The sequence below is a fragment of the Nonomuraea sp. NPDC050153 genome (genome assembly GCF_044460125.1).
GTDB lineage: Bacteria > Actinomycetota > Actinomycetes > Streptosporangiales > Streptosporangiaceae > Nonomuraea.
This window is the reverse complement of the sequence record NZ_JBITJQ010000032.1, coordinates 1-23,656: the sequence shown is the minus strand read 5'-3', so window position 1 is coordinate 23,656 and position 23,656 is coordinate 1. Positions and strand designations below refer to the sequence as shown.

Sequence of the window (23,656 nt, the reverse complement as noted above, 5' to 3'; positions counted from 1 at the left end):
GTTCCGCGCCGTGCCCGGTCTACGCCAGCGCCGAGTGGCGGCGGCTGTAGGCGAAGTAGACGAGCAGCCCGAGCAGGAACCACAGGCCGAAGCGCAGCCAGGTCGCCGGACTCAGGAACGTGATCAGCCAGATCGAGAACAGCGCCCCGACGCCCGGCACCACCGGCATCCACGGCGTGCGGAACGTGCGCGGCAGGTCGGGTTGCCGGTAGCGGAGCACGATCACCGCCACGCACACGACCACGAACGCCAGCAGGATCCCGATGTTCGTCAGCTCGGCCGCCTCCCGGATGGGCAGGAACCCGGCGATCACCGCCGACGCGGCGCCCACGATCCAGGTGACCCGCGTGGGCACCCGGCGCACCGGGTGAAGCTTGGCGAACCACTGCGGCAGCAGCCCGTCCCGGCTCATCGAGAACCAGACCCGGGTGACGCCGAGCATGAACGTGAACATGACCGTGAGGATGCCGATCACGGCCCCGGCCGCGATCAAGGAGGCGAGCCTGGGCAGCCCGACGGCGGCGAACGCCGAGGAGAAGCCGCTCTCGGGGTCGATCTCCCGGTAGTTCTGCATGCCGGTGAGCACGAGCGTGGCCAGCACGTACAGGACCATGGAGATGGCCAGGGAGTAGATGATCGCCTTCGGCATGTGCCGCTGCGCGTCCCGCGACTCCTCGGCCGCGGTGCTCATCGCGTCGTAGCCGAACACCGCGAAGAACACGGTGGCGGCCCCGGTGATCGCCCCGCTGACTCCGAACGGGAAGAACGGGGTGTAGTTGACCGGGTTGACGTAGAAGAAGCCGACCACGATGACCAGCAGCACGACGGCGACCTTGATGGCCACCACGGACGTCTCGAACCTGGCCGCGGCGCGGATCCCCAGGTTCAGCAGGAAGGCGATGAGCAGGCACAGCACCACCGCGAACAGGTCCACCACGTGCCCCGGGCCGGTGCCCGGCGCGCCGAGCATCCACGCGGGCAGCGCGAAGCCGAGCTGCTCCACGAGGAAGCCGAAGTAGCCGGAGATGCCGATGGCCACGACCGCGACGATGGCGGTGTACTCCAGCAGCAGGTCCCAGCCGATGCACCAGCCGACGATCTCCCCGAGGACCGCGTACCCGTAGGTGTAGGCGGAGCCGGCCTTCGGGATCAGGCCGGCGAACTCGGCGTACGAGAACGCGGCGGCGGCGCTGGCGATCCCCGCGATGATGAACGACAGGAGCACGGCAGGCCCCGCGGTCTGGTTGGCGACCGCGCCGGCCAGGGCGAAGATGCCCGCGCCGATGATGCCGCCCACGCCGATGGCGGTGAGCTGCCACAGCCCGAGCGACCTGGCCAGCTCGCCCTCGTGCTCGGTGGCGATGAGCTCCACCGGCTTGCGCCTGAAGACGCTTCCTGAACCGACCATGACGCCCCCGATGCGACTACATGCGTCCGTGCTGCCCACCAGGGCCGCCCCTATGCGGAGCGACCCTGACCTGCGGGGTCACGGGCGCCGTGTGCCGCCCGTCCGCGAGATGCCGCTGCAGCTCGATGTGCCGGAACTGGTAGTACGGCCCCTCCGTGCGCAGCAGGCCCAGGCGGTGGGCGTCGTCCAGGAAGTCCATCGCCCGCAGCGGCAGCCGCCCCTTGCCGGCCAGGCGGGGGACCGTCAGCTTGTAGGCCAGCCAGGCGTGGTGGCGGCCCAGGACGAGCCCGAACAGCAGCCCCAGCGCCAGGCCGACCACGACCGCCACGGTCGAGGGAAGCCCGGAGAACAGCAGGACGCCCGCCGCCGCGAGCCCGACCACGAGCCCGCCGAGGATCCGGATGACGGTCAGGTTCCTGTCGGCCTGCCAGGTCGAGCGCGGGGATCTCGCCGTCAGGTCGGCGGTGGGGCTCTCGACCCAGCGGATCAGGCTGAGCAGGGAGACGAACCCGACGAAGGACAGCACGCCGAGCTGCACCGAGGATCTCAGGGCGGACTGCGGGTTTGTCGCGTAGGCCATGAGCCAGCCGACGATGGCCCCCAGAGCTCCGACGATCAGCCCGTCGCGGAGGGCGGGCATGAGCTCGGCGAGCCGGCCGCGGAGGTGGAAGTCGGCGTGGCCCGGCGACTCGGTGAACCAGGAACCGATCAAGGTCTCGGCCACGAGCGCGGAGAACAGCCCGGCCATCGCGCTGACGAAAGGCGCCCGTGTCAGCGCCCAGAAGGCCAGCCAGACCGCGACCCCGATCGCGATGGCGGCCCCGAACCGGACCGTGCGGCTGGAGGTGTAGCGGGCCAGGTGCCACCACGCCACGTCGCGCGGGTCCTCCTCGTTGCTCGCGAGCTGGCGGGACAGGTACGTGAGCCAGCGGTCGACCTGCTCCGGGGTCCACGCGTGCTGCGGACGGAACGGCTGGGGCGTCCCGGGGGCGGGCGTGCGCGTGCTCACCAGGGCGGGGATGAGCTGGTCGCACAGGTGGTCGTGCAGCTCGGCCGCGCTGCCGTGCCCGAGCTCCAGCAGCGGCGCCGGGTCCACCCGCGGCGCGATGTAGGTGGCGCGGACCAGCCAGAGCCCCATGGACGTCGAGGTGACCTCGGACAGGGCCGGAGCGGTGCCCTCGCGCAGCTCCTCCAGGACCTGGGGCCAGGCGGAGTGAGGCACGGGAGGCAGGCATGCCTCCAGGTAGCCGGCCGCCGCCTCGGTGGACATGGGCTGCGGCTCGATGACCGCCGCCGCCGTGAGGGCGTCGCCGATCTCCTCGACAGACTCGGCGAACTGCTCCGTGCGGCAGGTGAGGATGAGCTGGTCGGTCTCGTACAGCGACCGGTTCAGCGCGGTCAGCATGTCGGCGCGGGCGGTGTCGGGCAGCTCGTCCAGCCCGTCGATGACGGGCAGCACCTCGCCGCGGGCCACGAGCGTCTCCGGCATGTCCGTGCCGAGGCCCTCGGCGCGCAGCGCCGGATAGTCCATCGCCAGGCTGTCGGCCACCCAGTCCTGCAGCCGTCCGTGGACGCGGTCGTCCCAGCGTGCGGCCGACAGCAGCACCGGTACGGGCTCCGCGGGCTCCCGGGTGCGCAACAGTTCGAGGACGAGCTGCACGGCCAGGGTGGTCTTCCCGGTGCCCGGACCGCCCAGGATGACCAGGCGGCGGCAGCGCAGGGCGCGGAAGTTGCGCGCCATGTCCGCGATGTGCACGTCCAGGCCGGGGAAGGCCACGGTGCCCTTGGCGATGATCTCGGGCCGGTCGGCGAGTTCGCGGCGTTCGGTCGAGTGCCAGGGCAGCGGCATGGGCTCGGGATCGCACAGGGAGCGCAGGACCGTCTCGTCACGCCACTGCTGGGTCACCAGCCCGGAGAGGACGTCCTTCGCGGTGGCGACGTCGGCGGACGTGGGCGCGGCGGCGGTCGCGCCCCGCTTGCGCCACCAGGACAGGAACTGCACCAGGCCGTTGCCCAGCCCGATCGCGCCGGTCACCGCCACGATGAGCTGAGCGGACCCGGCCGTTATCCCCCAGCTCTTCGGCAATTGGCCGGCCACGGTCAGGAGTACGGTGGCCAGGGCAAGGAGTAGAACGCCCAGCACCACCGACATCTTGGCCTGGCGATTCTGCCAATATCGTGCAGCCATATATCCAGTATGTGCGGATTTGACAGCATAATGAGGCTGATAATTCTCCATGCAAGGTCGATAAACCGGAAAAACCGTTCACCTCATTGACGGGGCTGCCAATCGAGTGGCATCGATTCGGAAAGCCCTCCGGCCGCGGCGGCCAGCCCCCTGCGGCCGGGCAGGACGAGGTTGCCGTCGGTGACCAGCATGAACCGCTCCAGGTCCGGCACGATCACGTGCACGGCGGTGACCCCGCAGGGGAGGACGCGCACCACGCGGTGGTAGGCCGGGTGGCCCCGCGCGGCCAGTGCCGCGGCCACCTTCCGCAGCTGGCCGCCGGGCGGCCCGGCCGCGGCGGCGGGCCGCGGGAAGGGGATCACCCGAGCCTCGCGCAGAGGGCCGGTGAGGTCGAACCGGCCGCAGGCGTGCAGCGCGGGGTGCGCCGCCAGCCCGGTCAGATCGCCGCGTACGGCGCCGCCTGTGCCCCCGCCTGAGCCCTCGCCTGTGCCCCCGCCTGAGCCCTCGCCTGTGCCCTCGCCGAGCGCGCTCTGGACGAGCTCCGTGAGGGCGCGCCAGGCGGCGTGGGCCGGGTCCAGCGAGGTCCCGCCGCCGCGCCGGTGCGGATGGCGGGCGGTGGGAGCCGTGTACGCCAGCATCGTCGGCACGCCGACGTCACTGGTGATGTCCAGCAGGTGCACCGGTGACCCGCTCACCTCCTCCGCCGCCGCGTACGCCCGCGCGAGGTCGTGCGGCAGCGTGCGCGGGTCGATCAGCCTGGGCCGGAACCCGTCCCCGCCCAGGAAGGCGCGTACGAGGAGCAGGGACAGGGCGTCCCGCTCGATCGCCTCGTTGAGGGCGTGCAGCAGCGCCTCGGCGGCGGTGACGCCGACGGCCGAGCCGCTGTTGCAGCTGTAGCGCACCAGGTGGGCGTAGTCGCAATCGTCCCCGGCCAGCTCGCGCAGCGGCGCGGCGCCGGTCTCGACGTACCAGGGGGCGGACAGGAAGAGCGGCACGAGCGCGTCGGCTCGGCCGAGGGGGAGGGCCGGCCCGCCGAGAGGGCGGTAGCGCAGGCAGGCCATCCGCCGTCCGGGCGTGCCGGTCAGCAGCAGGGCGCAAGCGTCCCCGCGCAGCGGCCCCGTCGCGAGCGCGGCGGGCGCGGCGGGCCGCACGGCGGCGGGGTCGAACCCGGCCGGGCCGGTGAGGTAGTGCTCGACGGCCTCGAACAGCGCGCCCACGCGGGCCTCGTCCGGATGTCCTTTGCCCATCCCGGACGCGACCGGCGAGACGTCCGCCGCGCCGCCGAGCAGGCGGCACCACCAGGCGGTCGGGTCGCGGCCGTCACCCGTGTCCACGAGCTCAGCCCGCAGGCCGAGCGCGGTCAGCGCCGCGGACGCCCGCCTCCCGGCCTCGTCCACCGGCACCGCGCGTTCGGCCGCGCAGCGCGGCCGCCCCGCCCGTCGCGGGGATTTCGGAAATCGACGCGGCCTACCGGCTGCCATCGCCGGTCGTGGCGGACAGCAGTTCGCCGAGCCGGTCGAGTTCGGCCTGGGTCAGGTGCTGGCTCTCGCGATCCAGCGACTCGGCCACGATATAGTCCACGACATTTCCCATGAGCCTCCCCCCTCCTTTTCGTGTTAATTGTAGCGCCATCTCGACAAAGGCCTAGAAAGGCTATTTGTTGACTTATTTACATTTTTGGGGGCATGGCTGGGGTTCGGGGTGGGTACTCGCCTGTTCCAAGATCGTCACTTTGCGTGAGGGGGCGGCCGGTTACGATCACGAACCGTATGCTGACAAAGAGTCAACCCGCCATTCGTGATGTTTCTTCGCATCCGTACCTTGAAGTACATCTGCCCCGTCGGCATAGTGGACGCACCACAGGCGTGCCAGTCGTGGCGGACGATCTTCGGGGTAGTGCCGGTTCGCGACTGCCCAGCGGCGCATATCCGGTGCGCGGAATTGGACATGATGGATGAGCTCGCCCCCGCCGATCCGTACCAAGCTGCTCAGGATTCTCCTGCTTCCGCTGGTCTCCATGGTCGCCCTGTGGGGGTTCATCGCCTACTCCAGCGCTGAGGAGATCGTCACGGTCTCCCAGGCGCAGGACCGCTGGGAGGGCATCGGGTCGCCGGTGCTGCAGCTGATCGTCGAGTTACAGCGCGAACGCCAGCTGTCGGCCGAGGCGGTCCGCGGCACCTCCTCGTACGAGCCGCTGGTCGAGCAGCGGCGGGTCACCGACGGCAAGGCCAAGCGCCTGCGCGAGGTCATCGGCGCCGTGGACGTCGGGGCGGCGGACGAGGAGACCCCGGTCGAGGTGCGGGCGCTGGTGCAGGCGCTCGACGGGCTGCAGTCGCTGCGCGATTCCGCCGACGGCGGCGTGCTGGCCCCGCCGCTGACCATCATCGAGGCGTACAACAACCTGATCAGCGTCGTGAACGGGCAGTTCAGCGACCGCGACGCGCTGAGCGACGTCTCGGCCTACCGGGCGGTGCGCGGCATGGCGGCCTACAGCGCCGCGGCCGAGTACCTGGCCCGCGAGCATGCCGTGCTCACCACCACGATCGTGAACCGCAAGATGTCCCCCAGGGACCGGGCCGCGTTCGTCTCCGCGATGACCAGCCGCCGGCTCGTCTTCGCCAACGCCGAGCGCGACGTGGGCCCCGAACTGCGGGCGAACTACGACCGGCTGGTCGCCAGCGCGTCGTTCAAGCGGCTGGTGGACACGGAGGACCTGCTGTTCGGCTGGGACACCAGCGGCGGCGCGCCGCCCGTGGACCCCACCGTGTGGAAGCGGGACGCCGACGCCATCTTCGGCGCGATCAGCCGCGACACGCAGACGGAGCTGGCCCGCACCGCGGAGGAGGCCCAGGCTCAGAAGTCCGGGGCGTACTGGCGGATCGGCCTGGTCCTGCTCCTGGGCCTGGCCGCGGTGGTCGCGTCGGTGGCGCTGTCGTACCGGTTCGGCCGCTCGCTGATCACCGAGCTCAGCCGGCTGCAGGAGTCGGCCGTGGAACTCGCCGAGAGGCGGCTGCCCCGCCTGGTCGAGCGGCTGCGCCGTGGCGACGACGTGGACCCGGCCACCGAGGCGCCCGGCCTCGGCCGCGCCGACACCGCCGAGGTCGACCGGGTGGTGCACGCCTTCTCCGCGGTACGGCGCACGGCGGTCGAGGCGGCGGTGGGCCAGGCGACCCTGCGCAAGGGCGTCGGCCTGGTCTTCCTCAACCTGGCCCGGCGCAACCAGGCGCTGCTCCACCGCCAGCTCACGCTGCTCGACACCATGGAACGCCGGGTCGAGGAGCCGGAGGTCCTGGAGGACCTGTTCAAGCTCGACCACCTGACCACCCGCATGCGGCGGCACGCCGAGAACCTGATCATCCTGTCCGACTCCGCCCCCGCGCGCCGCTGGCGCGACCCCGTGCCGCTGTTCGACGTCGTACGCGCGGCGGGGCTGGAGGTCGAGGACTACACCCGCGTCACCGTCGTGCCGATGCCGAACGCCCCGCTGCTGGTCGGCCCCGCCGTCACCGACGTGATCCACCTGGTCGCCGAGCTGGTGGAGAACGCCACCGTCTTCTCGCCGCCCGACACGACCGTGCACATCCGCAGCATGACGGCGGCCAACGGGTTCGCGCTGGAGGTGGAGGACCGGGGCCTGGGGCTGAACCACTCCACCCTCGACGACATCAACGCCAGGCTGGCCGAGCCGCCGGAGTTCGACCTGGCCGACAGCGACCGGCTCGGCCTGTTCGTGGTGTCCAGGCTCGCGGCCCGGCACGGGATCAAGGTCTCGCTGCGGCGCTCGCCGTACGACGGGACCACCGCGATCGTGCTGCTGCCGGTCTCCCTGCTCGTTCACGCCCAGCCGCCGGCCGTCGTGCCCGCCGGGGACCGCGTCATGGCCACGCGCGTGGGCAGGCCCATGCGCGCCCTCGGCACCGGGCCCGCCGAGCCCCGTTCCCGAGGGGTGGCCGTGGCTCCGGACCCCTTCCCGTCCACGGAGCTGCTCCCGCCCACGGAATCCTTCCCGCCCACGGGGCCGGACGCGCCCGCCCGCGCCCCGGAGCCGGAGCGCGCGACCTGGTTCGAGGCCGGACCGGCGACCGCACCTCCGAGGGGGCCCGTTAACGGCTCCGTGAACGGCTCCGCGAACGGCTCCGCGAACGGGCTCGTGGGCACGCCTTCCGGCGGACCCGCGAGCGGGCTCGCGGACGAGTCCGCGAACGGACTCATGGACGGGGCATCACTCACGGACGCGCCATCCGACGGGCTGGTGCTCGCGGACGGGCCTTCGAGCGGGCTCGCGGACGGGCCAGGAAGCGAGTCCGGAAGCGAGTTCGGAAGCGAGTTCGGAAGCGACTCCGGAATTGGGGCCGGGGACGGGCCTGCCACCGGGCCGATTCGGATTCCGACGCTCGTCCCAGGCCCCGCCGGTCCGCCCGGTCCGCCCGCGGAGTGGAGCGTCACGGTGCCGGCCGAGGAGGCGGACGAAGACCTCGACGGGCTGCCCATGCGGATACCGCAGGCCAGCCTGGCTCCCCAGCTCCGCTCCGCCAGACGCGCGGACCGGCGCAGCGCCTCGGCGCGCTCGCCGGAGGAGCTCGCACAGCTCATGTCGTCCATGCAACGCGGCTGGCAGCAGGGCCGCCGCCAAGCAGAGCAGGGACAAGACGTGTGGAACCGAAAGGACGACCATCCCGATGCCCGACCCCAGAAGTGAACTGAGCTGGCTGCTGGACGACCTCACCCAGCGCGTCCCCGGCATCCGGCACGCCATCGTGCTGTCCGCCGACGGGCTGGCCATGGGCGGCTCCCGGGGCCTGACCCGGGAGGACGCCGAGCACCTGTCCGCCATCTCCGCCGGCAGCCACAGCCTCGCCATGGGCGCCGGCCGCCACTTCGGCCTGGGCGGCGTACGGCAGACGATCATCGAGATGGAGGAGGGCTTCCTGTTCGTCACCGCGGCCGGCCAGGGCGCCCGGCTGGCCGTGCTCGCCACGGGCGACGCCGAGCTGGGCATGGTCACGTACGAGATGGCGCTCATGGTCAAGCGGGTCGGCGAGCACCTCTCCGCGCAGCCGAGGGGAGCGGCACCGGCACCCGCCTGGAACGGCGCAAGACCGTGACCGGGGAGGATCCCGGGCCGCTGCTCCGGCTCTTCGGCCTGACCGGGGGCCGGGCGCGTCCGCAGGGCGAGGCGTTCGACCTGGTGGCCATCGTCACGACGGTCACCGGCTCCTACGAGCCCGCGGAGCTGCTCCCGGAGCACCGCGCCGTGCTGTCGCTGTGCCGGAAGCCCACGCCGGTGGCGGACGTCGCGGCGCACCTCAGGCTGCCGATCAACATCACCCGGGTGATCCTGGGCGATCTGCGGCGCGAGGGCCTTGTCACCATCGAGCGCCCGCGCCCCGCGGCGCAGACGATCGACGAACGCATCTACAGGGAAGTGCTGCATGGACTACGCAGCCTCTGAGCCGGGGACGACCGCGGTCGCCTCGGCCTTGGCCATCAAGATCCTCATCGCGGGCGGCTTCGGAGTCGGCAAGACCACCCTGGTCGGCACGATCAGCGAGATCCGGCCGCTGCACACCGAGGAGCTGCTGAGCGAGCGGGGCATCGGGGTGGACGACATCTCGGGCGTGGAGTCCAAGATCACTACCACGGTCGCGCTGGACTTCGGCCGCATCACCATCCGCGAGGGGCTGTGGCTGTACCTGTTCGGCACCCCCGGGCAGGACCGCTTCTGGTTCATGTGGGACGAACTGGCCCTCGGCGCGCTCGGCGCCGTCGTGCTCGCCGACACGCGCCGGCTCGGCGACTGCTTCCCCGCGGTGGACTACTTCGAGCAGCGCGGCGTCCCGTTCGTGGTCGCCGTGAACTGCTTCGACGGGGCCCGCCGCCACGACCCGGCCAAGGTGCGGCGGGCGCTCGCGCTGAACGAGAGCATCCCGATCGTGCTGTGCGACGTCCGCGACCGCGCGTCGGTCAAGGAGGTGCTCACCACGCTGGTGAAGTACGCGGTGGAAGGCCGCTGATCCGGGGAACGTTCCGGAGGCTCAGGGCGTGAGCGGGGGGACGGCGTTGCGTGCCCGGTCGAGGGCCTGGTCGGGCCACCACTGGCCGGAGGCCGGGGTGACGATGCCGTACACCGGGTCGGCCGGTCCGGAGGTGCCCCGGGTGCACTGGCCGTTGGAGAAGCCCGGGCTGTTGAGCCAGAGGAACGCGTCGGCCAGCGGCTTGCCGGTGCCGGCGGACGGCCGGGCACCCGCGCCTCTGCCGGGGGGATTGCACCATTCGTCGGGTGCCGGGAAGCGGCCGGCGGGCGGTTGCCACTCGCCCGTCCCGTTCCGGCTGGTGTCGACGACGAAGTGCGGCAGGCCGGGCGTGTCGTCCGGTACGGCGGCCAGGGCCGCGTCGGCGCACGAGGTGGTCGGCGACGCCGCCCTCAGGTAGACGCATTTGGAGAGCTTCGCCCCGTACGCGAGCGACCGCTGGGTCGGGCGGTAGCCGACGACGTTGACGTAGAAGCCGTCGGCGCGGACCGCCCCCGCGTTGACCAGCCGGTCGGCCATCTGCGTGAACCCGGGCCACCCGGCCAGCCCGCCGTCGAGGTACACGGCGGTGCGGGCCAGGCCGGTCAGGGTCTCCACGGCGTACGAGAGATCGCCGTACCGCTGGACGGAGGCGGCCTCCCCGCCCTGCGGGCACTCCGGGCCGCCGGGCATGCGCGCCAGGCCGCTGGGCTCCAGGGCGACGACCGCGGGGCGGTTCCCGATGCCCTCGGCCACCGCGTCGATCCACGCCCGGTAGCTCGCGGTGTCCGGGGCGCCGCCGTTCCAGCAGTCGCGTCCCGGGATGTTGTTGGTGACGAACACCGGGACGGTCCGGCGGCCTTCGGCCTGGGCGACCGCCTCGCGTACGGTGCGGGAGACGTCGGCGGTGGAGCCGCCGGCGAGCCATATCGCCTGGGGGACCTGCGACAGCGCCCGCATGAGGGCGGCGTCGGTCGTCCTGCCCTGCACTGACCACGTGCGTGCCTGGCGGGCCGCGTCGGTGTCCGGCTGCACGTAGAAGCGCACGCCGTCCGCGCGCAGCGGGTTCTCGCCGGGGAGCTCCCGCCAGAGCGCGCCCGCCTCCTTCGTGACGGCCTTCGCGACGGCGGGGTCGACGGCGGGGCTCACGGCTCGATCGACGGCCGGCACGCCGGGGAGCAGGTACACGGCCGCCGTCGCCGCGGCGAGGGCGGCCACCGCGGCGGCGCCCCACCCCCAGCGCCTGGACGCGACCCGTGTCCGCCCCCTGTGCGCCGGGGCGGTGCGGCTTCGGTCCGGGGCGGTGCGGCCCTGGTTCGGGGCGGTGCCGCTCCGGTCCGGGGCTGGGCGGCCCCGGAGCGGGAGGGCGGCGTGGCCTTGCTCGGGGATGGCGTGAACCTGGCTGTCGCCCGAGGCGGTGGCGGTCAGGCGCGGCGCCCGGTGCTCGTAGGGGAACCGGCCGCGCGCTGGGGGGCCGGCAGGGGGTGCTGCGGGGGCGAAATCGGGCGGGAGGCGGATCGTCGCGCCCCCGGCGAGCGCGTCCACGAGCTCGGCCGCCGTCGGGCGGGCCGCCGGGTTCTTGCTCAGCGCCCGCGTCACCAACTGGCCGAGCACGCCGCCCAGCTCGGGGAGCACGGGCTCGTCGTGGACCACCCGGTAGAGCACGTCGTGACCCGCCCCCGAGCCGAACGGCGGCCGCCCGCTCGCGGCGAAGGCCATGACGCCGCCCCAGGCGAAGACGTCGGAGGCCGGTGACGCCTGCCCGCGCACCTGCTCGGGCGACATGTACGCCGGCGTGCCCATCCTGGTGACGGAGAGCGTCGTCGAGTCGGCCACGAAAGCCAGGCCGAAGTCGATGACCTTCGGGCCCACGGGGGACAGCAGCACGTTCGACGGCTTGAGGTCGCGGTGGACGACGCCGGCCGCGTGGATGGCCCACAGCGCTACCGCCGTGCTCATGGCCAGTCCTTCGAGCTCCGAGCCCGACATCGGGCCCTGCTCCACGACCGCGCGGAACAGCGTCGGCCCCGGCACGTACTCGGTGACGACGTACGCCGTCTCGCCGTCCAGGTCGGCGGTGAGCACGGAGGCCGTCGAGAAGGGGGCGACCCGCTGCATGGTCGCCACCTCGCGGCGGAAGCGCCGCCGGAACTCCGGGTCACCGGCGAGGTGCCGGTGGATCACCTTGATCGCGACGAGCCGTCGCGACCGGCTCTTCGCGAGGTAGACGATGCCCATCCCGCCCGATCCGAGTCGGCGCAGGATGCGGTGGCCGCCGATCCGCCGGGGGTCGTCGCCGGTCCGCCTGTCCACCGCCTCGCCATGCTTGGTGCCGTTCGCCATCGCCCGCCCATCCCGACCCGACAGTCGACAGGAGGTACGTCCGGGGCGGCACCGGGGTTCAGGTGAACGCGAGCAGGACCTTGCTCGACCGCCGGGCGTCGGCCGCCTCCTCGAACGCCGCCACCGCCGCGTCGAGCCCGAAGACGGACGTGACGATGGGCGCGAACCGCTCGGCGCCCCGGCTCATGATCGACAGCGCGGCCGGCATCTCGTGGTAGAAGCGGCTCGACCCCAACAGGGCCAGCTCGCGGGTGACGGCGAGGTGCAGCGGCGCGGTGACCCCGCCCGGGGGCAGGTGCCCCACGCTGACGAGGGTCCCGCCCGGGCGCAGCGCCTCGATGGCCGAGACGAGCCCGGCCTGGGAGCCGGAGGACTCGATCGCGACGTCGGCGGCGGGGATGGGCTCGCCCCCGCCCACCCGGACGACGTGGGTCGCCCCCACCTGGAGCGCCAGCCGGAGGGGCTCGTCGAAGACGTCGGTCGCCGTGACCGAGGCCGCGCCCGCGGCGGCGGCCAGCGCGGCGGTCAGGAGGCCGATGGGCCCGGCACCGGTCACGAGGACGTCGCGGCCCTCGACGCCGCTCTCGACGCCGCTCTCGACGCCGCTCTTGACGCCGCTCTTGACGCCGCGGCCGAGCCGGCGCAGACCGTGCAGCGCCACCGAGGCGGGCTCGGCGAGCGCCGCCGTCCGCATGGCGAGCCCGTCGGGGATCGGCACGAGGCGGCTCGCGGGCACGACGAGACGCTCGGCGAAGCCGCCGTCCGTGTGCGGCGTCCGCGCGGCGCTGCCCAGATAGCGCAGGTCCGCGCAAAGGTGCTGTTCGCCGCGCAGGCAGTGGCCGCAGCGGCCGCACACCTGGGCCGGGTGCACGGCGACGCGGCTGCCCGGCGCCGGTCCCGATCCGTCGGCGGCCGGCTCGGCGACGACGCCGACCACCTCGTGCCCCAGGACCATGGGGGAGCGGAGGACAGCCTCGCCCACCCGGCCGCTCCGGTAGTAGTGGAGGTCGGAGCCGCAGATCCCGCCGTGGACGACCGTGACGACGGCTTCGTGCGGTCGCGGCGCCGGGATGGTCCGGGTTTCGATCGTCAGGTGCCCGGGGCCGGTGACGACGAGGGTCTTCACGTCCATTCAGATCACCGCCGTCATGCCGCCGTCGACGTATATGACCTGGCCGTTGACGAAGTCGGACGCTGTCGAGGCGAGCCAGACGGCGGGGCCGACGACGTCCTCGACGTGGCCCCAGCGCGCCGCGGGCGTGCGCCGCGTGATCCAGCCGCTGAAGCCGGGGTCGGCGACCAGGGACGCGTTCAGGTCGGTGTCGATGTAGCCGGGGGCCAGGCCGTTGACCTGGAGGCCGGCGGACGCCCATTCGGCGCACATCGCCCGCGTGAGCCCGCCGAGCCCGCTCTTCGCGGCCGCGTAGGGAGCGGTGGTGGCGCGCACCAGGTGGTTCTGGACCGAGCAGACATTGATGATCTTGCCGCTGCCCCGGAGGAGCATGTGGCGCGCGAAGGCGCGGCCGACGAGGAAGCCGCTGGTGAGGTTGACGTCGACCACGCGTTTCCAGTCGTCGACCGGGATCTCGGTCAGGGGGCCGCGGATCTGCACGCCGGCGTTGTTGACGAGGATGTCCGGACAGCCGTACGCGGCGACGACGTCCTCGCAGGACTGCTCCACCTCCGCCGGGTCGGTCACGTCGAACACGCTGACCTGGACGTCGCCGGGCGGACGACCGGGGGCGAGCTCCTCGCGCAGGGCCGCGGCCGCCGTGTTGAGGCGCGCCGCGTCGCGGCCGTTGAGCACGACGCGCGCCCCCGACAGCGCGTAGCCCCGCGCGATGGCGTGCCCGATGCCGCGACCCGAGCCGGTGACCAGGGCGAGCCTGCCGGTCAGGTCGAACGACGGAACGCCTGGAGCGGTCTGGACGGGCACGTCATCCCTCCCATGCTGGTGCGGAGCCGAGAACCTCGACGCGTGAGGCGCGGACGAGCGAGGCGGCCGCGGCCTCCGCCGCCGCCGGGTCCATGGCCGCGATGGCCTCGACCACCTGCTCGTGCCGGTCCAGCGAGGCGGCGGTGTCGGCGGTGAAGAACTCGCGGCGGTCGGAGTAGCGGGCGTGCAGGGTGGCGATGAGGGTCTGCACGAGCTGGCTCAGGACCGCGTTGTCCGCGCCCCGCAGGACCGTCCGGTGGAAGCCGGTGTCGGCCGACACGAACGCGGAGCGGCTGCGGCGTTCGTAGGCGTCGCGCATGCCCCGCAGGTGCTCGCGGAGCGTGTCCACGAGGGCCTGCTGGGCGCCCAGCGCCGCGATCCTGGCGGCGGCGGGCTCCAGGGCCTCGCGCAGCGTCAGCAGCTCGCCGAGCTGGGTGTCGGCGTCGGGGCCGTCCGCCCGCCAGGCGATGACCTGGGGGTTGAGCAGCGCCCAGCTCTCCTGGGGCTGGACGGTGGTGCCGACCTTGTGGCGCGGGCGGACCATGCCGAGCACCTCCAGCGAGCGCAGAGCCTCGCGCACGACCGTCCGGGACACCTCGTACTCGGACTCGACCCGTTCGGGGGAGACGAGGCTGCCCACGGGGAGGTCGCCGTGCGCGATCCTGCGCCCGAGCGCGTCCACGAGCTGCGCGTGCAGGCCCCCCGGCCGCGCGCCCGGTGCTCCGATGCTCGTCATCCGCGACTCCTTCGGGGACTCATCGACAACCCCTAAAAAGTGTGATTAAACACATCATATAACAGCTTTGGTGGGATGCCCCGTGGACGACACCCGGCACATGACACCGAGGAGATCGCCAGCATGCTGAGCAGCCGCCCTGGTCGGGGTCCTGGTCACCGGACGGCTCGGCGCCGGGACCGGCCGGGAGCCCGACGCCGTCGTCACCGACGGGCGGCCGGCTTGACGTGGTGGTCGACTACGAGGGGCACGACGGCGGATGCGCGATCTGGACGCCCGACGGCCCGCGACGGCAGGCCGGCGAGAACTACTACGACAGCCACAGGTCGATCGTGGACGACTGGCTCGACGCCGTCCGCGACGGCACCGAGCCCCGCGTGCCCGGACGCGAAGGGCTGAAGGACCTCGAAGTGGTCATGGCGGCCGCCGCCTCGCTGGACGCGCAGGGCGCCGTCATCCCCGTCGGCGAGCAGTGACGATGTCAGGAGGCCGGAATGACCGGACTGAACAGGCGCGCCCTCCTCGTCCGCGGCGCCGGAGCCCTCACGGGCGCCGCGCTCGGAGCGGAGGCCGGGCCCCCGCCCGCGCAGGAGCCGAGGGAGAGAGCCGTGCTGCGTGACGACTTCGGGGAGATCGCCGGGTGGGAGCGGCAGGGCGTGATCATGAGCCGGTCGCTGCCATGGGAGAGCACGCTGCTGCAGGACCCGTGCCTGGTCTACGGCGAGGGCGGCGGGCCGCTGTTCAAGATGTGGTACGGGTCGCTGCACGCCGTGGGATACGCGACCAGCGAGGACGGCCGCCGGTGGACCAAGGCCGCCGAGCCCGTGCTGACGCCGACCCTTCCGTCCGAGAGCAACGCGCTCAACCAGCCCAGCGTCGTCCACAAGGACGGCGTCTGGCACATGACGTACTTCGGCGTGGCCGGCGACGGGAACGGCCAGATCCACTACGCCACGGCGAAGGACCCGGCCGGGCCGTGGGAGAAGCACGGCGTCGTGCTGACCTCGACCATGCCGTGGGAGGACCGCTGGATCTACAACTCCTCCCTCCTGTACGACCGGACCGCGCGCCTGTGGAAGATGTGGTACACGGCCGGGAAGATCGCCTCCGCGGGCGGCGAACCCGAGTACATCTGCTACGCGACCGCGCGCACACCGGCCGGTCCCTGGACGAAGCACCCGGGAAACCCCGTCATCCGCCCCATGGACGACGGCGGCTGGGCGTCGCTGGGCGTGGGCGGCCCGAACGTCCGCAAGCTCCGCGACGGCGGCTACGAGACGCGCATCGTCGGCTGGCAGGCGGACTATCCGTCCAGAGGCGGCCGCCTGACCTCCCGGGACGGCGTCACCTGGCGGCTCGACCGCGACGCCATGCAGCTCGACCTCGGCCCCGCCGGAGGCCCCGAGGACGGGATGATCTACCGCCAGTTCGTCGTCGAGCACGAGGGCAGGCAGTACCTCTACTACAACACCAAGAACAACCGTCCCGGCTGGAACGAGACCATCAACCTCGCCGTCTGGAACGAGCGTCTACGGGCCGTCGACCCGGCCAAATGGTGCATGACGCAGGCCTGGTTCGTGCCCGGCGGGGCGTCGTTCGAGGCCGGCGACGGGTACGCGATGTCGCGGGGCGACGCCCCGGAGGGGCACCCGCAGACGTTGCAGGGCAACGTGCGGATCGACGCCCTGGACTACGCGATCTCGGCCTCGATCACGCCGATCAGCGAACGGGTCGCGGACCGGGACAACGTCCTGCTCGCCCGCGCCACCGGCCGCGACGGCTACTACTACGCGGGCATCGCGTCGTGGGGGCAGAAGTACGCCATCGGCGTGATGGTCAAGGGCGCGAACACCAAGCTCGCCGGCGTCGGGTCCGCCTCCGACATCAAGGCCGGAGAGCCGCACCGCCTCCGGTTCGCCCTCGACGGCTCGCGACTGGACCTGTACGACGACGACCGGCTCGTCCTGTCCGTCGTCGATCCCACCCTGATCCCCGCCGCCAGCTTCGTCGGCCTGCAGACCAGCACGGGCACCGGGCGGGCGAGGTTCGCCGCCGTGTCGGTCACGGCCCGGGCCACCTGGGCGAGAAATTTTCATAAATATCAGAACTGTGCGCATGAGTATTGGTTTTCTGCGCCTTGGCCGCATAAAAGCGTAACCGCAGGATTATGCGGCACTTCAGCGGGATTCATAACTTCCCTACGCTGTCCCCGTTCCACTTACGGCGAGGGGGATCTCGTGCTCGGAATCGACACCTGCCTGGCGGAGGTCATGTCCATACCGGGGGCGCTGGACGCCATGCTGCTCGACCACACCAGCGGCATGGCGGTGGCCTTCAGCAGCGCCTCGGGGGTGGACGCCGACCGGTCGGCCGCCGCCCTGACGGAGGCGCTGCGGGCCACGACCGACGGCCTCACCCGCGTCTGCCCGGGCGAGGTCGTACGCATCGACGACATGCTCGTCACCACGGACAAAGGTCATCATCTGCTCAGGCCGCTTGAGACGGTCTTCGAGGGGCCGCTGGTCATCTACGTACGCCTTGACCTGGAACGATCCAACTTGGCCCTCGCCCGCCACCGCCTGCGGTCGGTCTCCAGCCAGCTGACGACGTGAGCCATGACCAAGCTCGACGCACTCCTGGCGGGGCTGGCGCACGAGCGCTCGACGGGCGCACTCCGGCTCGGCAGGAACGGCACGATCTTCCTCCATGACGGGCGCGTGACGTACATGGAGTGCGCCCAGACCCCGGGCGTCGAGCGCCTGCTCACGGCGAGGGGCCGCATGACGGAGGCGGCGCTGCGCGGGCTCCAGGCGGACGGCGGCTGCGCGCGGCTCCTGGAGGAGGGGCCGCTCACGCCCGGCGAGCTGCAGTTCGCGGTGCTGGGCGTGGTCCTGGACGCGGCCTTCTTCCTGCTGCCGATCAGCGGGGCGCGGCCCAAGTTCCGGCCGGGGGAGCAGCACTGGCTGGGCGGGCAGTGGTTCTTCGACGTGGCGGGGCTGGTGCGGGAGTGCGCGCGGCGGCGGGCGCACCTCGCCGAGATCTGGCCGTACGCGGACGTGGACATGCTGCCGGTGCGTCCGACGGCGTGGCTGCCGGGACAGGGGGTGACGCTGAGCCGGGTCCAGTGGGAGGTGATCGTCGGGGCCGACCACAAGGCCACGCCGCTGGAGCTGGCCAGGCAGCTCGGCCGGTCGGGGTACGCGGTGCTGCTCGCGGTCAGGAGGCTGGCCGCCGCGGGCCTGCTCGTCCCGCCCGACCTGGTCCCGGTCACCCCGCCGGAGGCGGCCCGTGCCACTTCGCCAGGCCCGGCCCGCGCCGCCCTGCCCGGTCCCGGTCGTACCGCCCCGGGGGACAAGCGGCAGAAGGCCGCCGAACCCTCCGAGGAGGCCGCCGGGCTGCCGAAGCGGGCGCGGCACCCCTACGGGGCCCCGCCCCACGACCCCGGGGCGGTGGCCCAGCCGATCGGCCCGCCCACCACGGGGGATCCGACCGATCTGGCACTGCTGATGCGGTTGAAGAAGGCGCTCGAGGAGCTGGCGTGAGGTTCCCCGTACTCAGGAGGAGGCCACCGGTGGAGCTGCGAAAAGAGGTTCTGGAGGAAATGACGCTCCTGCGCGAGCGCACGCCGGACGTGAGCGGAAGCGTCGCCTGCACCGTGGACGGCATTCAGATCGCCTGTGACCTCGAAGGAGACCGCGGCGAGCAGGCCGCGGCGCTGTCGGCGGCGCTGCTCGCGATGAGCAGGCGGATGTTGACCATGACCGGCCACGGCGCGCTGGAGGAGACGCTCATCTCGGGCAGCGCCGGCTTCGTGGCCTTCTACGCCGCCGGCCCCACCATCGTCCTCACAGTCCTGGCCAAGCCCGGCGCGAACGTCGGGCTGCTGCGGCTGGAGGGCAGGAAGACGGCCGCCGGAGTGGCCGCCGTCGCAGCACGCAAGCACTGAACCGTCCTAGACGGAAAGGAAGGACGCAATGGCAAGCATGGACGTCTCTCTCAAGGAGATGATGACGATCGACGGCGCGATCGGAGCGGCGATCGTCGATTACGGCAGCGGCATGGCCCTCGGCACCCTCGGCGGCTCCAAAGACCTGGACCTCCAAGTCGCCGCCGCGGGCAACACGGAGGTGGTCAAGGCCAAGCTCCGCACGATGGACTCGCTCGGTCTCAAGGAGAGCATCGAGGACGTCCTCATCACGCTGGGCGGCCAGTACCACATCATCCGGCCGATCACGGGGCGCGGGGGGAAGGGGCTGTTCCTCTACCTCGCGCTCGACCGTGCGCGCGCCAACCTGGCCCTGTCCCGGCACCAGCTCCGGGGCATCGAGGAGAAGCTGGAGGTCTGATCGGGACCCCGGGGTGGCCCGTCCCCGCCCGGCCGCGGGCCACCCACGGTATTGAAACAGGTTGCAGTTTGTTTCTAGGGTGAGGTCATGATCCTGGACCGATTCCGGATCGGCGGCGCCGCCGCCGTGGTGACCGGCGCGGGCCGGGGCATCGGCGCGGCCACCGCCGTCGCCCTCGCCCAGGCCGGCGCGGACGTCGCGATCTGCGCCCGTACGGAGGACCAGCTCCGGGCCGTCGCCGAGCAGGTGGAGCGGGCCGGCAGGCGGGTTCTGGCCGTCCCCGCCGACCTGACCCTCCCGGGGGCCGCCGAGGACCTCGCGGAGCGGGCCGCGGCCGCCTTCGGCCGCCTGGACGTGGTGGTCAACAACGTGGGCGGCGCGCTGCCCCGCGCCTTCCTCGACACGAAACGGAAGCATCTTGAGAACGCGTTCCAGTTCAACGTCGGTGTGGCGCACGAGCTGACCAGGGCCGCCGTCCCGCACCTGCTGAAGGCGGGTGGCGGCGCGGTCGTGAACGTCTCCTCCGCCGTGGGCCGCGTGGCGGGCCGCGGCTACCTGGCCTACGGCACCGCCAAGGCGGCCCTGGCGCACTACACCCGGCTGGCCGCGCTCGACCTGGCCCCCGCCGTCCGGGTCAACGCGGTCGCCGTCGGCGCCGTCGCCACCTCCGCGCTCGACATCGTCATGAACGACGAGGGCCTGCGCACCCGGATGGAGCAGGCCACGCCGCTGCGGCGGATCGGCGAGCCGGAGGACGTCGCGGCGGCCGTGCTCTACCTGGTCTCCCCGGCCGCCGCGTACGTGACGGGCAAGGTGCTCGAGGTGGACGGCGGGATCGACCGGCCCAACCTCGACCTGGGACTGCCCGACCTGTCGCTCTGAGGGGGGTGTCCGAAATGCCGTGACGGGCCTGCCACACTGGCATATATGGGACCTAGAACTGGCAGTGAGCTGGGGCGTTTCCTGCGGGCCCATCGCGCGCGAGTGACCCCCGCCGAGGCCGGTCTCACGGCCGGTCCCGGGCTGCGGCGGACTCCCGGGCTGCGCCGCGAGGAGCTGGCCACCCTGGCCGGGGTCAGCATCGACTACTACACGCGCCTGGAGCGCGGCAAGGAGACCCGCCCCAGCCCGTCCGTCGTCGACGCGCTCGCCCGCGCGCTCCTGCTGGACGAGCGCGAGCACGAGCACCTGCGCGACCTCGCCGCGTGCGCCGCCCGCCCCGCGCCCGAGCCGTCGCCCGCGCCCAGCCGGTCGGTGCAGCCCGGGATCAGGCTGCTCCTGGAGAGCCTGCGGCCCAACCCCGCGCACGTGGTCAGCCGCACCACGGACGTGCTCGCCTGCAACCCGAGCGGGCGGCGGCTGTTCGCCGGGATGGACAAGTGGCCGGTCGAGCAGCGGAACGTGGTCCGTTACGTCTTCCTGCACCCCGACGCCCCGGACCTGTTCGACGACTGGGACGAGCAGATCAGGGCCTGCGTCGGCCGCCTGCGCGCCCTGGCCGGCACCGAGCCGGACGCCCCCGACCTGGCCGAGCTGGTGGACGAGCTGCTGTCCAAGAGCCCGGAGTTCGCCCGCCTGTGGGAGCGCTACGACGTGCGGGCGCACACCCACGACCGCAAGACCTTCCACCACCCGGACGTCGGCGATCTCACCCTCGGCTACCAGTCCATGCAGCTGGAGGGCACCTCCGGCCACCGCCTGGTCGCCTACTACGCCGAACCCGGCACGCCCGACCACGACGCGATGGTCCTGCTCGACCTGGCCGCCTCCGTGCCTACAGCCGCGTCGTGACCCGGCGGAGCTTCCTGGGCACCCCGGGCGGGTACGGCTCGCGGGTGTGCAGCAGGGTCCCGTTGTCGGCGATCACGACGTCGCCGGCCTGCCAGCGGTGGGCGTACATGTGCCGGGGGTCGTAGAGCGCCCGGCGGATCCCCTCGATGATCCGCGCGGCGTCGTGCCCCTCCGGCGGGCTCGGCAGGGTGGTGGTGGTCGGGTTGATGATGACGACGCCCTCCGGGACGGGCTCGGAGAACCTCAGGGTCGGATGGCCGCGGCGCGGATGGGGGACGACGAGCGGCACCTCGCGCGTCACCACCTCGCCGCCGTCCGTGGGCCGTTCGTAGCGGAACGTCAGGCCCTCCCACAGGGCCCGCGTCTCCGGGCCGGCGTCGGCCAGGACCAGCGTCGTGTCGCAGAACAGCGTCGCCCCGCCCACGGCCGGGTCGGTGGCCAGCAGGCACTGGAAGATCTGCAGGTCCGGCGTGCTCTCGCCGTTCATGTAGAGGCCGTCCCAGTGGATGGGCATGAACCCCGTCTCGAAGAGGTGATCCTCCGGCTCGGCGTGCGCCTCCACGTGGAACGTCCGGCTGCCCTTCCAGGCCACCGGCTCGCCCAGCCGGCCGGCGAACTCCTCGAACTCCTCGTCGGTCGCGGCCCCCGTGAAGCCCCGCAGCACGACCAGGTGATGCTCGGCGACCAGGTCCAGGAGCCGGTCCGGCGGCAGGGCGTCGAGGCGCGCGCCGCCGCCCGGCAGCCGCGCGCCGAACGGCTCCTGCCGCCGGACGTCGATGGTCGGATCGGATGGCGATGAGATGGACGTTGAGATGGACGATGAGATGGACATGGGCACGCCCGCCTTCGGTGTTCGACACGTCTGGCGAGGCGATACCCCCTGCTCGCCGGGCTCGTTCACGCCAAGCCGAAGACTCGAACCAGACCTCACCAGTCATTTACGGACAGTGATATAGCGTTACGTTCGGCAATACTCCCTGGCCGGTGAGGAGTGCGATGAGTTCCGCGTCCGAGGTCGTCCCGCCGCTGGCCGTGGTGGTCTTCTCCGGCGGGCTGGACTCCACGGTGCTGGCGGCCCACTACCGCGCAACCCACCGCCTGCTGCTGATCTCGTTCGACTACGGCCAGCGCCACGGCCCGCGGGAGCTGGCGGCCGCCCGCGAGGTGGCGGCCCACCTGGAGGCCGAGCACCACACGATCACGGTGACCGGCCTCGGCCCCCTGCTGACCGGCTGCTCGCTCACCGACCGGGCGCGGGACGTGCCGACCCTCGTGCCCACCGGCGCCGCCCTGCGCTCCATCACGATCCCCAACCGCAACGCCTTCATCGCCGACATGGCCGTGGCCGTCGCGATGGCCCGCCGCGCCGACGTCGTGGCGCTCGGCATCCACCACACCTCGGAGGGCTATCCGATGCCCGACGGCAGGCCCGACTTCTTCGACGCCTACCGCGAGATGATCCGCCTCGGCGCCCGCGGATTCCACCTGCCCCGCGTCGAGACGCCCTTCCTCGGCCTGCTCAAGGAGGACGTCGTCTCCTACGGCCTGCGCCTGGACGCGCCGATGGACAAGAGCTGGACCTGCTACCTCGACGGCCCGCTCCAGTGCGGCGTGTGCCTGGCGTGCGTGTCACGCAGGGACGCCTTCAGGCTGAGCGGAGCGCCCGACCCGACCGTCTACGAAGGCGAGGCCAGTGATGGCGCATCAGATCTGTGTGCGACATAACTTCGAGACCGCGCACCGGCTCCCGCACCTGGCGGGCAAGTGCCTGAACCTGCACGGCCACTCGTGGTGGGCCGAGGTCACGGTGCGGGCGGCCCAGTTGAGTGACGAGCACACCGTGGTGGAGTTCGGCGCGTTCAAGAAGGCGCTGCGGGCCTTCGTCGACGACCACCTCGACCATGGCGCCATGCTGGGGATCGACGACCCGCTGGCCTCGCTGCTGGTGGCCCACGGCAGCAAGGTGTTTCTGTTCGGGGAGCACCCGTACGCCAAGGACCTGCCCTATCCCACGGTCGAGGCGGTGGCGGTGATGCTGGCCAGGGCCGCGCAGGGCCTGCTGGACGGCCTGCCGCAGGCCGCCGGCGCCGCCGTGGCCGGGGTGAAGGTGACCGAGACCCACGTCAACTCCGCGGAGTTCCTGCCGCGGGCCGGGGCGATGCCTGTCACCCTGCCGCCGGCCGCCGACCCGGTCAGAGGTGCGTGAACGTGGCCGTGGCGTCATCATGGTCGGGTACGCGCCAGAGCCCGCCGCGCCCATGGCGGCGGACCGGGCGGCGGCGCGCGAAAGTTGACGATGCGCGCGGGCCTATGGCATCCTGGGGCGGGAGCGAAGGTTGACAGCCTAAATAAGTGTTGTCATCCGTTTCCTTCTTCGTCTATGCTGCCATTCCGCGCTGCCTTTTGGCGCCTCATGTCCTGGTGACTTCCGGGGCGTTTGGCATGTGCGCGTTACGTCGCCGCTAGCTCCCGGAAGGACATCTGTTGGCAGCCTCGCGCAACGCCCCCTCCGTACCCGCCGGTCCCCATCGCGTGTCATTCTCGCGCATCCAGGAGCCCCTCGAAGTTCCCAATCTTCTCGCCCCGCAGACCGAGCCGTTCGACTGGCTGCTCGGAAACGAGAAGTGGAAGGCCCGGGTGGAGGCGGCTCGCCAGGCCGGGCGCAAGGACGTCCCGACTCAGTCGGGCCTCGAAGAGATCTTCGAGGAGATCAGTCCGATCGAGGACTTCTCGGGGACCATGTCCTTGTCGTTCCGCGACCACCGGTTCGAGCTGCCGAAGTACTCCGTGGAGGAGTGCAAGGACAAGGACATGACCTTCTCCGCCCCGATGTTCGTGACGGCGGAGTTCATCAATAACACCACCGGTGAGATCAAGAGCCAGACGGTGTTCATGGG

Annotated in this window: 22 protein-coding genes and 1 pseudogene; 14 read left to right on the top strand and 9 right to left on the bottom strand. The window is 72.3% G+C overall.

The features are described 5' to 3' along the window. Positions 1–19: 19 nt before the first annotated feature. The 4 genes from ACIBQ1_RS47830 to ACIBQ1_RS47815 form a co-directional block, all read right to left on the bottom strand. Positions 20–1,408 (bottom strand): amino acid permease, encoded by a 1,389-nt coding sequence (locus tag ACIBQ1_RS47830; RefSeq protein WP_397288173.1) that lies wholly within the window; start codon positions 1,406–1,408, stop codon positions 20–22. A gap of 16 nt (positions 1,409–1,424) precedes the next feature. Next, positions 1,425–3,596 carry an NACHT domain-containing protein gene (locus ACIBQ1_RS47825; protein ID WP_397288171.1) on the bottom strand — a complete coding sequence of 724 codons (2,172 nt, stop codon included), beginning with the start codon at positions 3,594–3,596 and terminating at the stop codon, positions 1,425–1,427. Positions 3,597–3,679: 83 nt separating this feature from the next. Then, positions 3,680–4,993 carry a YcaO-like family protein gene (locus ACIBQ1_RS47820; protein WP_397288169.1) on the bottom strand — a complete coding sequence of 438 codons (1,314 nt, stop codon included), beginning with the start codon at positions 4,991–4,993 and terminating at the stop codon, positions 3,680–3,682. Positions 4,994–5,063: 70 nt separating this feature from the next. Beyond that, positions 5,064–5,189, bottom strand: coding sequence for a hypothetical protein (locus ACIBQ1_RS47815; protein ID WP_397288167.1), 126 nt, complete (start codon positions 5,187–5,189; stop codon positions 5,064–5,066). Positions 5,190–5,550: 361 nt separating this feature from the next. On the opposite strand from ACIBQ1_RS47815, the gene ACIBQ1_RS47810 reads away from it, so the two are divergent. The 4 genes from ACIBQ1_RS47810 to ACIBQ1_RS47795 are packed head-to-tail and all read left to right on the top strand — an operon-like array spanning position 5,551 to position 9,610. Then, positions 5,551–8,295, top strand: coding sequence for a nitrate- and nitrite sensing domain-containing protein (locus ACIBQ1_RS47810; protein ID WP_397288164.1), 2,745 nt, complete (start codon positions 5,551–5,553; stop codon positions 8,293–8,295). Next, positions 8,276–8,701, top strand: a complete 426-nt coding sequence (locus ACIBQ1_RS47805; RefSeq protein ID WP_397288162.1) for a roadblock/LC7 domain-containing protein — start codon at positions 8,276–8,278, stop codon at positions 8,699–8,701. Before ACIBQ1_RS47810 ends, ACIBQ1_RS47805 begins: the two co-directional genes overlap by 20 nt. Further along, complete coding sequence (locus tag ACIBQ1_RS47800; RefSeq protein ID WP_355389460.1) at positions 8,698–9,048, top strand: DUF742 domain-containing protein; 351 nt, start codon at positions 8,698–8,700, stop codon at positions 9,046–9,048. Before ACIBQ1_RS47805 ends, ACIBQ1_RS47800 begins: the two co-directional genes overlap by 4 nt. Next, positions 9,029–9,610 carry a GTP-binding protein gene (locus tag ACIBQ1_RS47795; protein WP_397288160.1) on the top strand — a complete coding sequence of 194 codons (582 nt, stop codon included), beginning with the start codon at positions 9,029–9,031 and terminating at the stop codon, positions 9,608–9,610. Before ACIBQ1_RS47800 ends, ACIBQ1_RS47795 begins: the two co-directional genes overlap by 20 nt. A gap of 21 nt (positions 9,611–9,631) precedes the next feature. Here ACIBQ1_RS47795 and ACIBQ1_RS47790 read toward each other — a convergent pair whose 3' ends face one another. The 4 genes from ACIBQ1_RS47790 to ACIBQ1_RS47775 are packed head-to-tail and all read right to left on the bottom strand — an operon-like array spanning position 9,632 to position 14,622. Next, positions 9,632–11,950, bottom strand: coding sequence for a glycoside hydrolase family 6 protein (locus ACIBQ1_RS47790; RefSeq protein WP_397288158.1), 2,319 nt, complete (start codon positions 11,948–11,950; stop codon positions 9,632–9,634). Positions 11,951–12,008: 58 nt separating this feature from the next. Continuing rightward, the gene (locus ACIBQ1_RS47785; RefSeq protein WP_397288156.1) at positions 12,009–13,082 is read right to left on the bottom strand and encodes an alcohol dehydrogenase catalytic domain-containing protein; all 1,074 of its coding nucleotides are present in this window, start codon (positions 13,080–13,082) and stop codon (positions 12,009–12,011) included. Next, the gene (locus ACIBQ1_RS47780; RefSeq protein ID WP_397288154.1) at positions 13,083–13,886 is read right to left on the bottom strand and encodes an SDR family oxidoreductase; all 804 of its coding nucleotides are present in this window, start codon (positions 13,884–13,886) and stop codon (positions 13,083–13,085) included. It lies immediately after the preceding gene. 1 nt (position 13,887) lies between these two features. Then, entirely contained in the window at positions 13,888–14,622 is a 735-nt protein-coding gene (locus ACIBQ1_RS47775) for a FadR/GntR family transcriptional regulator (RefSeq protein ID WP_397288152.1), read from the bottom strand. 230 nt (positions 14,623–14,852) lie between these two features. Between ACIBQ1_RS47775 and ACIBQ1_RS47770 the strand changes: the two genes are divergently transcribed. From ACIBQ1_RS47770 to ACIBQ1_RS47740, 7 genes are all read left to right on the top strand, one after another. Beyond that, positions 14,853–15,098 (top strand): hypothetical protein, encoded by a 246-nt coding sequence (locus ACIBQ1_RS47770; protein ID WP_397288150.1) that lies wholly within the window; start codon positions 14,853–14,855, stop codon positions 15,096–15,098. An 18-nt stretch (positions 15,099–15,116) separates the two neighbouring features. Next, the gene (locus tag ACIBQ1_RS47765) at positions 15,117–17,234 is read left to right on the top strand and encodes a hypothetical protein (RefSeq protein ID WP_397288148.1); all 2,118 of its coding nucleotides are present in this window, start codon (positions 15,117–15,119) and stop codon (positions 17,232–17,234) included. Between the two features lie 3 nt (positions 17,235–17,237). Further along, on the top strand, positions 17,238–18,164 hold the full coding sequence (locus tag ACIBQ1_RS47760) for a hypothetical protein (protein ID WP_397288146.1): 927 nt from the start codon (positions 17,238–17,240) through the stop codon (positions 18,162–18,164). A 29-nt stretch (positions 18,165–18,193) separates the two neighbouring features. Beyond that, entirely contained in the window at positions 18,194–18,568 is a 375-nt protein-coding gene (locus ACIBQ1_RS47755; protein WP_397288144.1) for a roadblock/LC7 domain-containing protein, read from the top strand. A gap of 28 nt (positions 18,569–18,596) precedes the next feature. Beyond that, positions 18,597–18,968, top strand: a complete 372-nt coding sequence (locus ACIBQ1_RS47750) for a hypothetical protein (protein WP_397288142.1) — start codon at positions 18,597–18,599, stop codon at positions 18,966–18,968. A gap of 87 nt (positions 18,969–19,055) precedes the next feature. Continuing rightward, positions 19,056–19,850: an SDR family oxidoreductase gene (locus ACIBQ1_RS47745; RefSeq protein ID WP_397288140.1), complete on the top strand. Its 795-nt coding sequence runs from the start codon at positions 19,056–19,058 to the stop codon at positions 19,848–19,850. A 45-nt stretch (positions 19,851–19,895) separates the two neighbouring features. After that, positions 19,896–20,759 carry a helix-turn-helix transcriptional regulator gene (locus ACIBQ1_RS47740; RefSeq protein ID WP_397288138.1) on the top strand — a complete coding sequence of 288 codons (864 nt, stop codon included), beginning with the start codon at positions 19,896–19,898 and terminating at the stop codon, positions 20,757–20,759. Here ACIBQ1_RS47740 and ACIBQ1_RS47735 read toward each other — a convergent pair. Beyond that, positions 20,743–21,591 (bottom strand): TauD/TfdA dioxygenase family protein, encoded by an 849-nt coding sequence (locus tag ACIBQ1_RS47735; protein ID WP_397288136.1) that lies wholly within the window; start codon positions 21,589–21,591, stop codon positions 20,743–20,745. The genes ACIBQ1_RS47740 and ACIBQ1_RS47735 overlap by 17 nt on opposite strands. Before the next feature lie 164 nt (positions 21,592–21,755). Here ACIBQ1_RS47735 and ACIBQ1_RS47730 point away from each other — a divergent pair, with 164 nt between their 5' ends. From ACIBQ1_RS47730 to ACIBQ1_RS47720, 3 genes and pseudogenes are all read left to right on the top strand, one after another. Further along, positions 21,756–22,484 (top strand): 7-cyano-7-deazaguanine synthase, encoded by a 729-nt coding sequence (locus tag ACIBQ1_RS47730; protein ID WP_397288134.1) that lies wholly within the window; start codon positions 21,756–21,758, stop codon positions 22,482–22,484. Further along, positions 22,474–22,965, top strand: a complete 492-nt coding sequence (locus ACIBQ1_RS47725; protein ID WP_397288132.1) for a 6-pyruvoyl trahydropterin synthase family protein — start codon at positions 22,474–22,476, stop codon at positions 22,963–22,965. The genes ACIBQ1_RS47730 and ACIBQ1_RS47725 overlap by 11 nt, the downstream gene beginning before the upstream one ends. A 278-nt stretch (positions 22,966–23,243) precedes the next feature. After that, positions 23,244–23,656 (top strand): annotated as a pseudogene (locus tag ACIBQ1_RS47720) (DNA-directed RNA polymerase subunit beta); the annotation flags it as partial.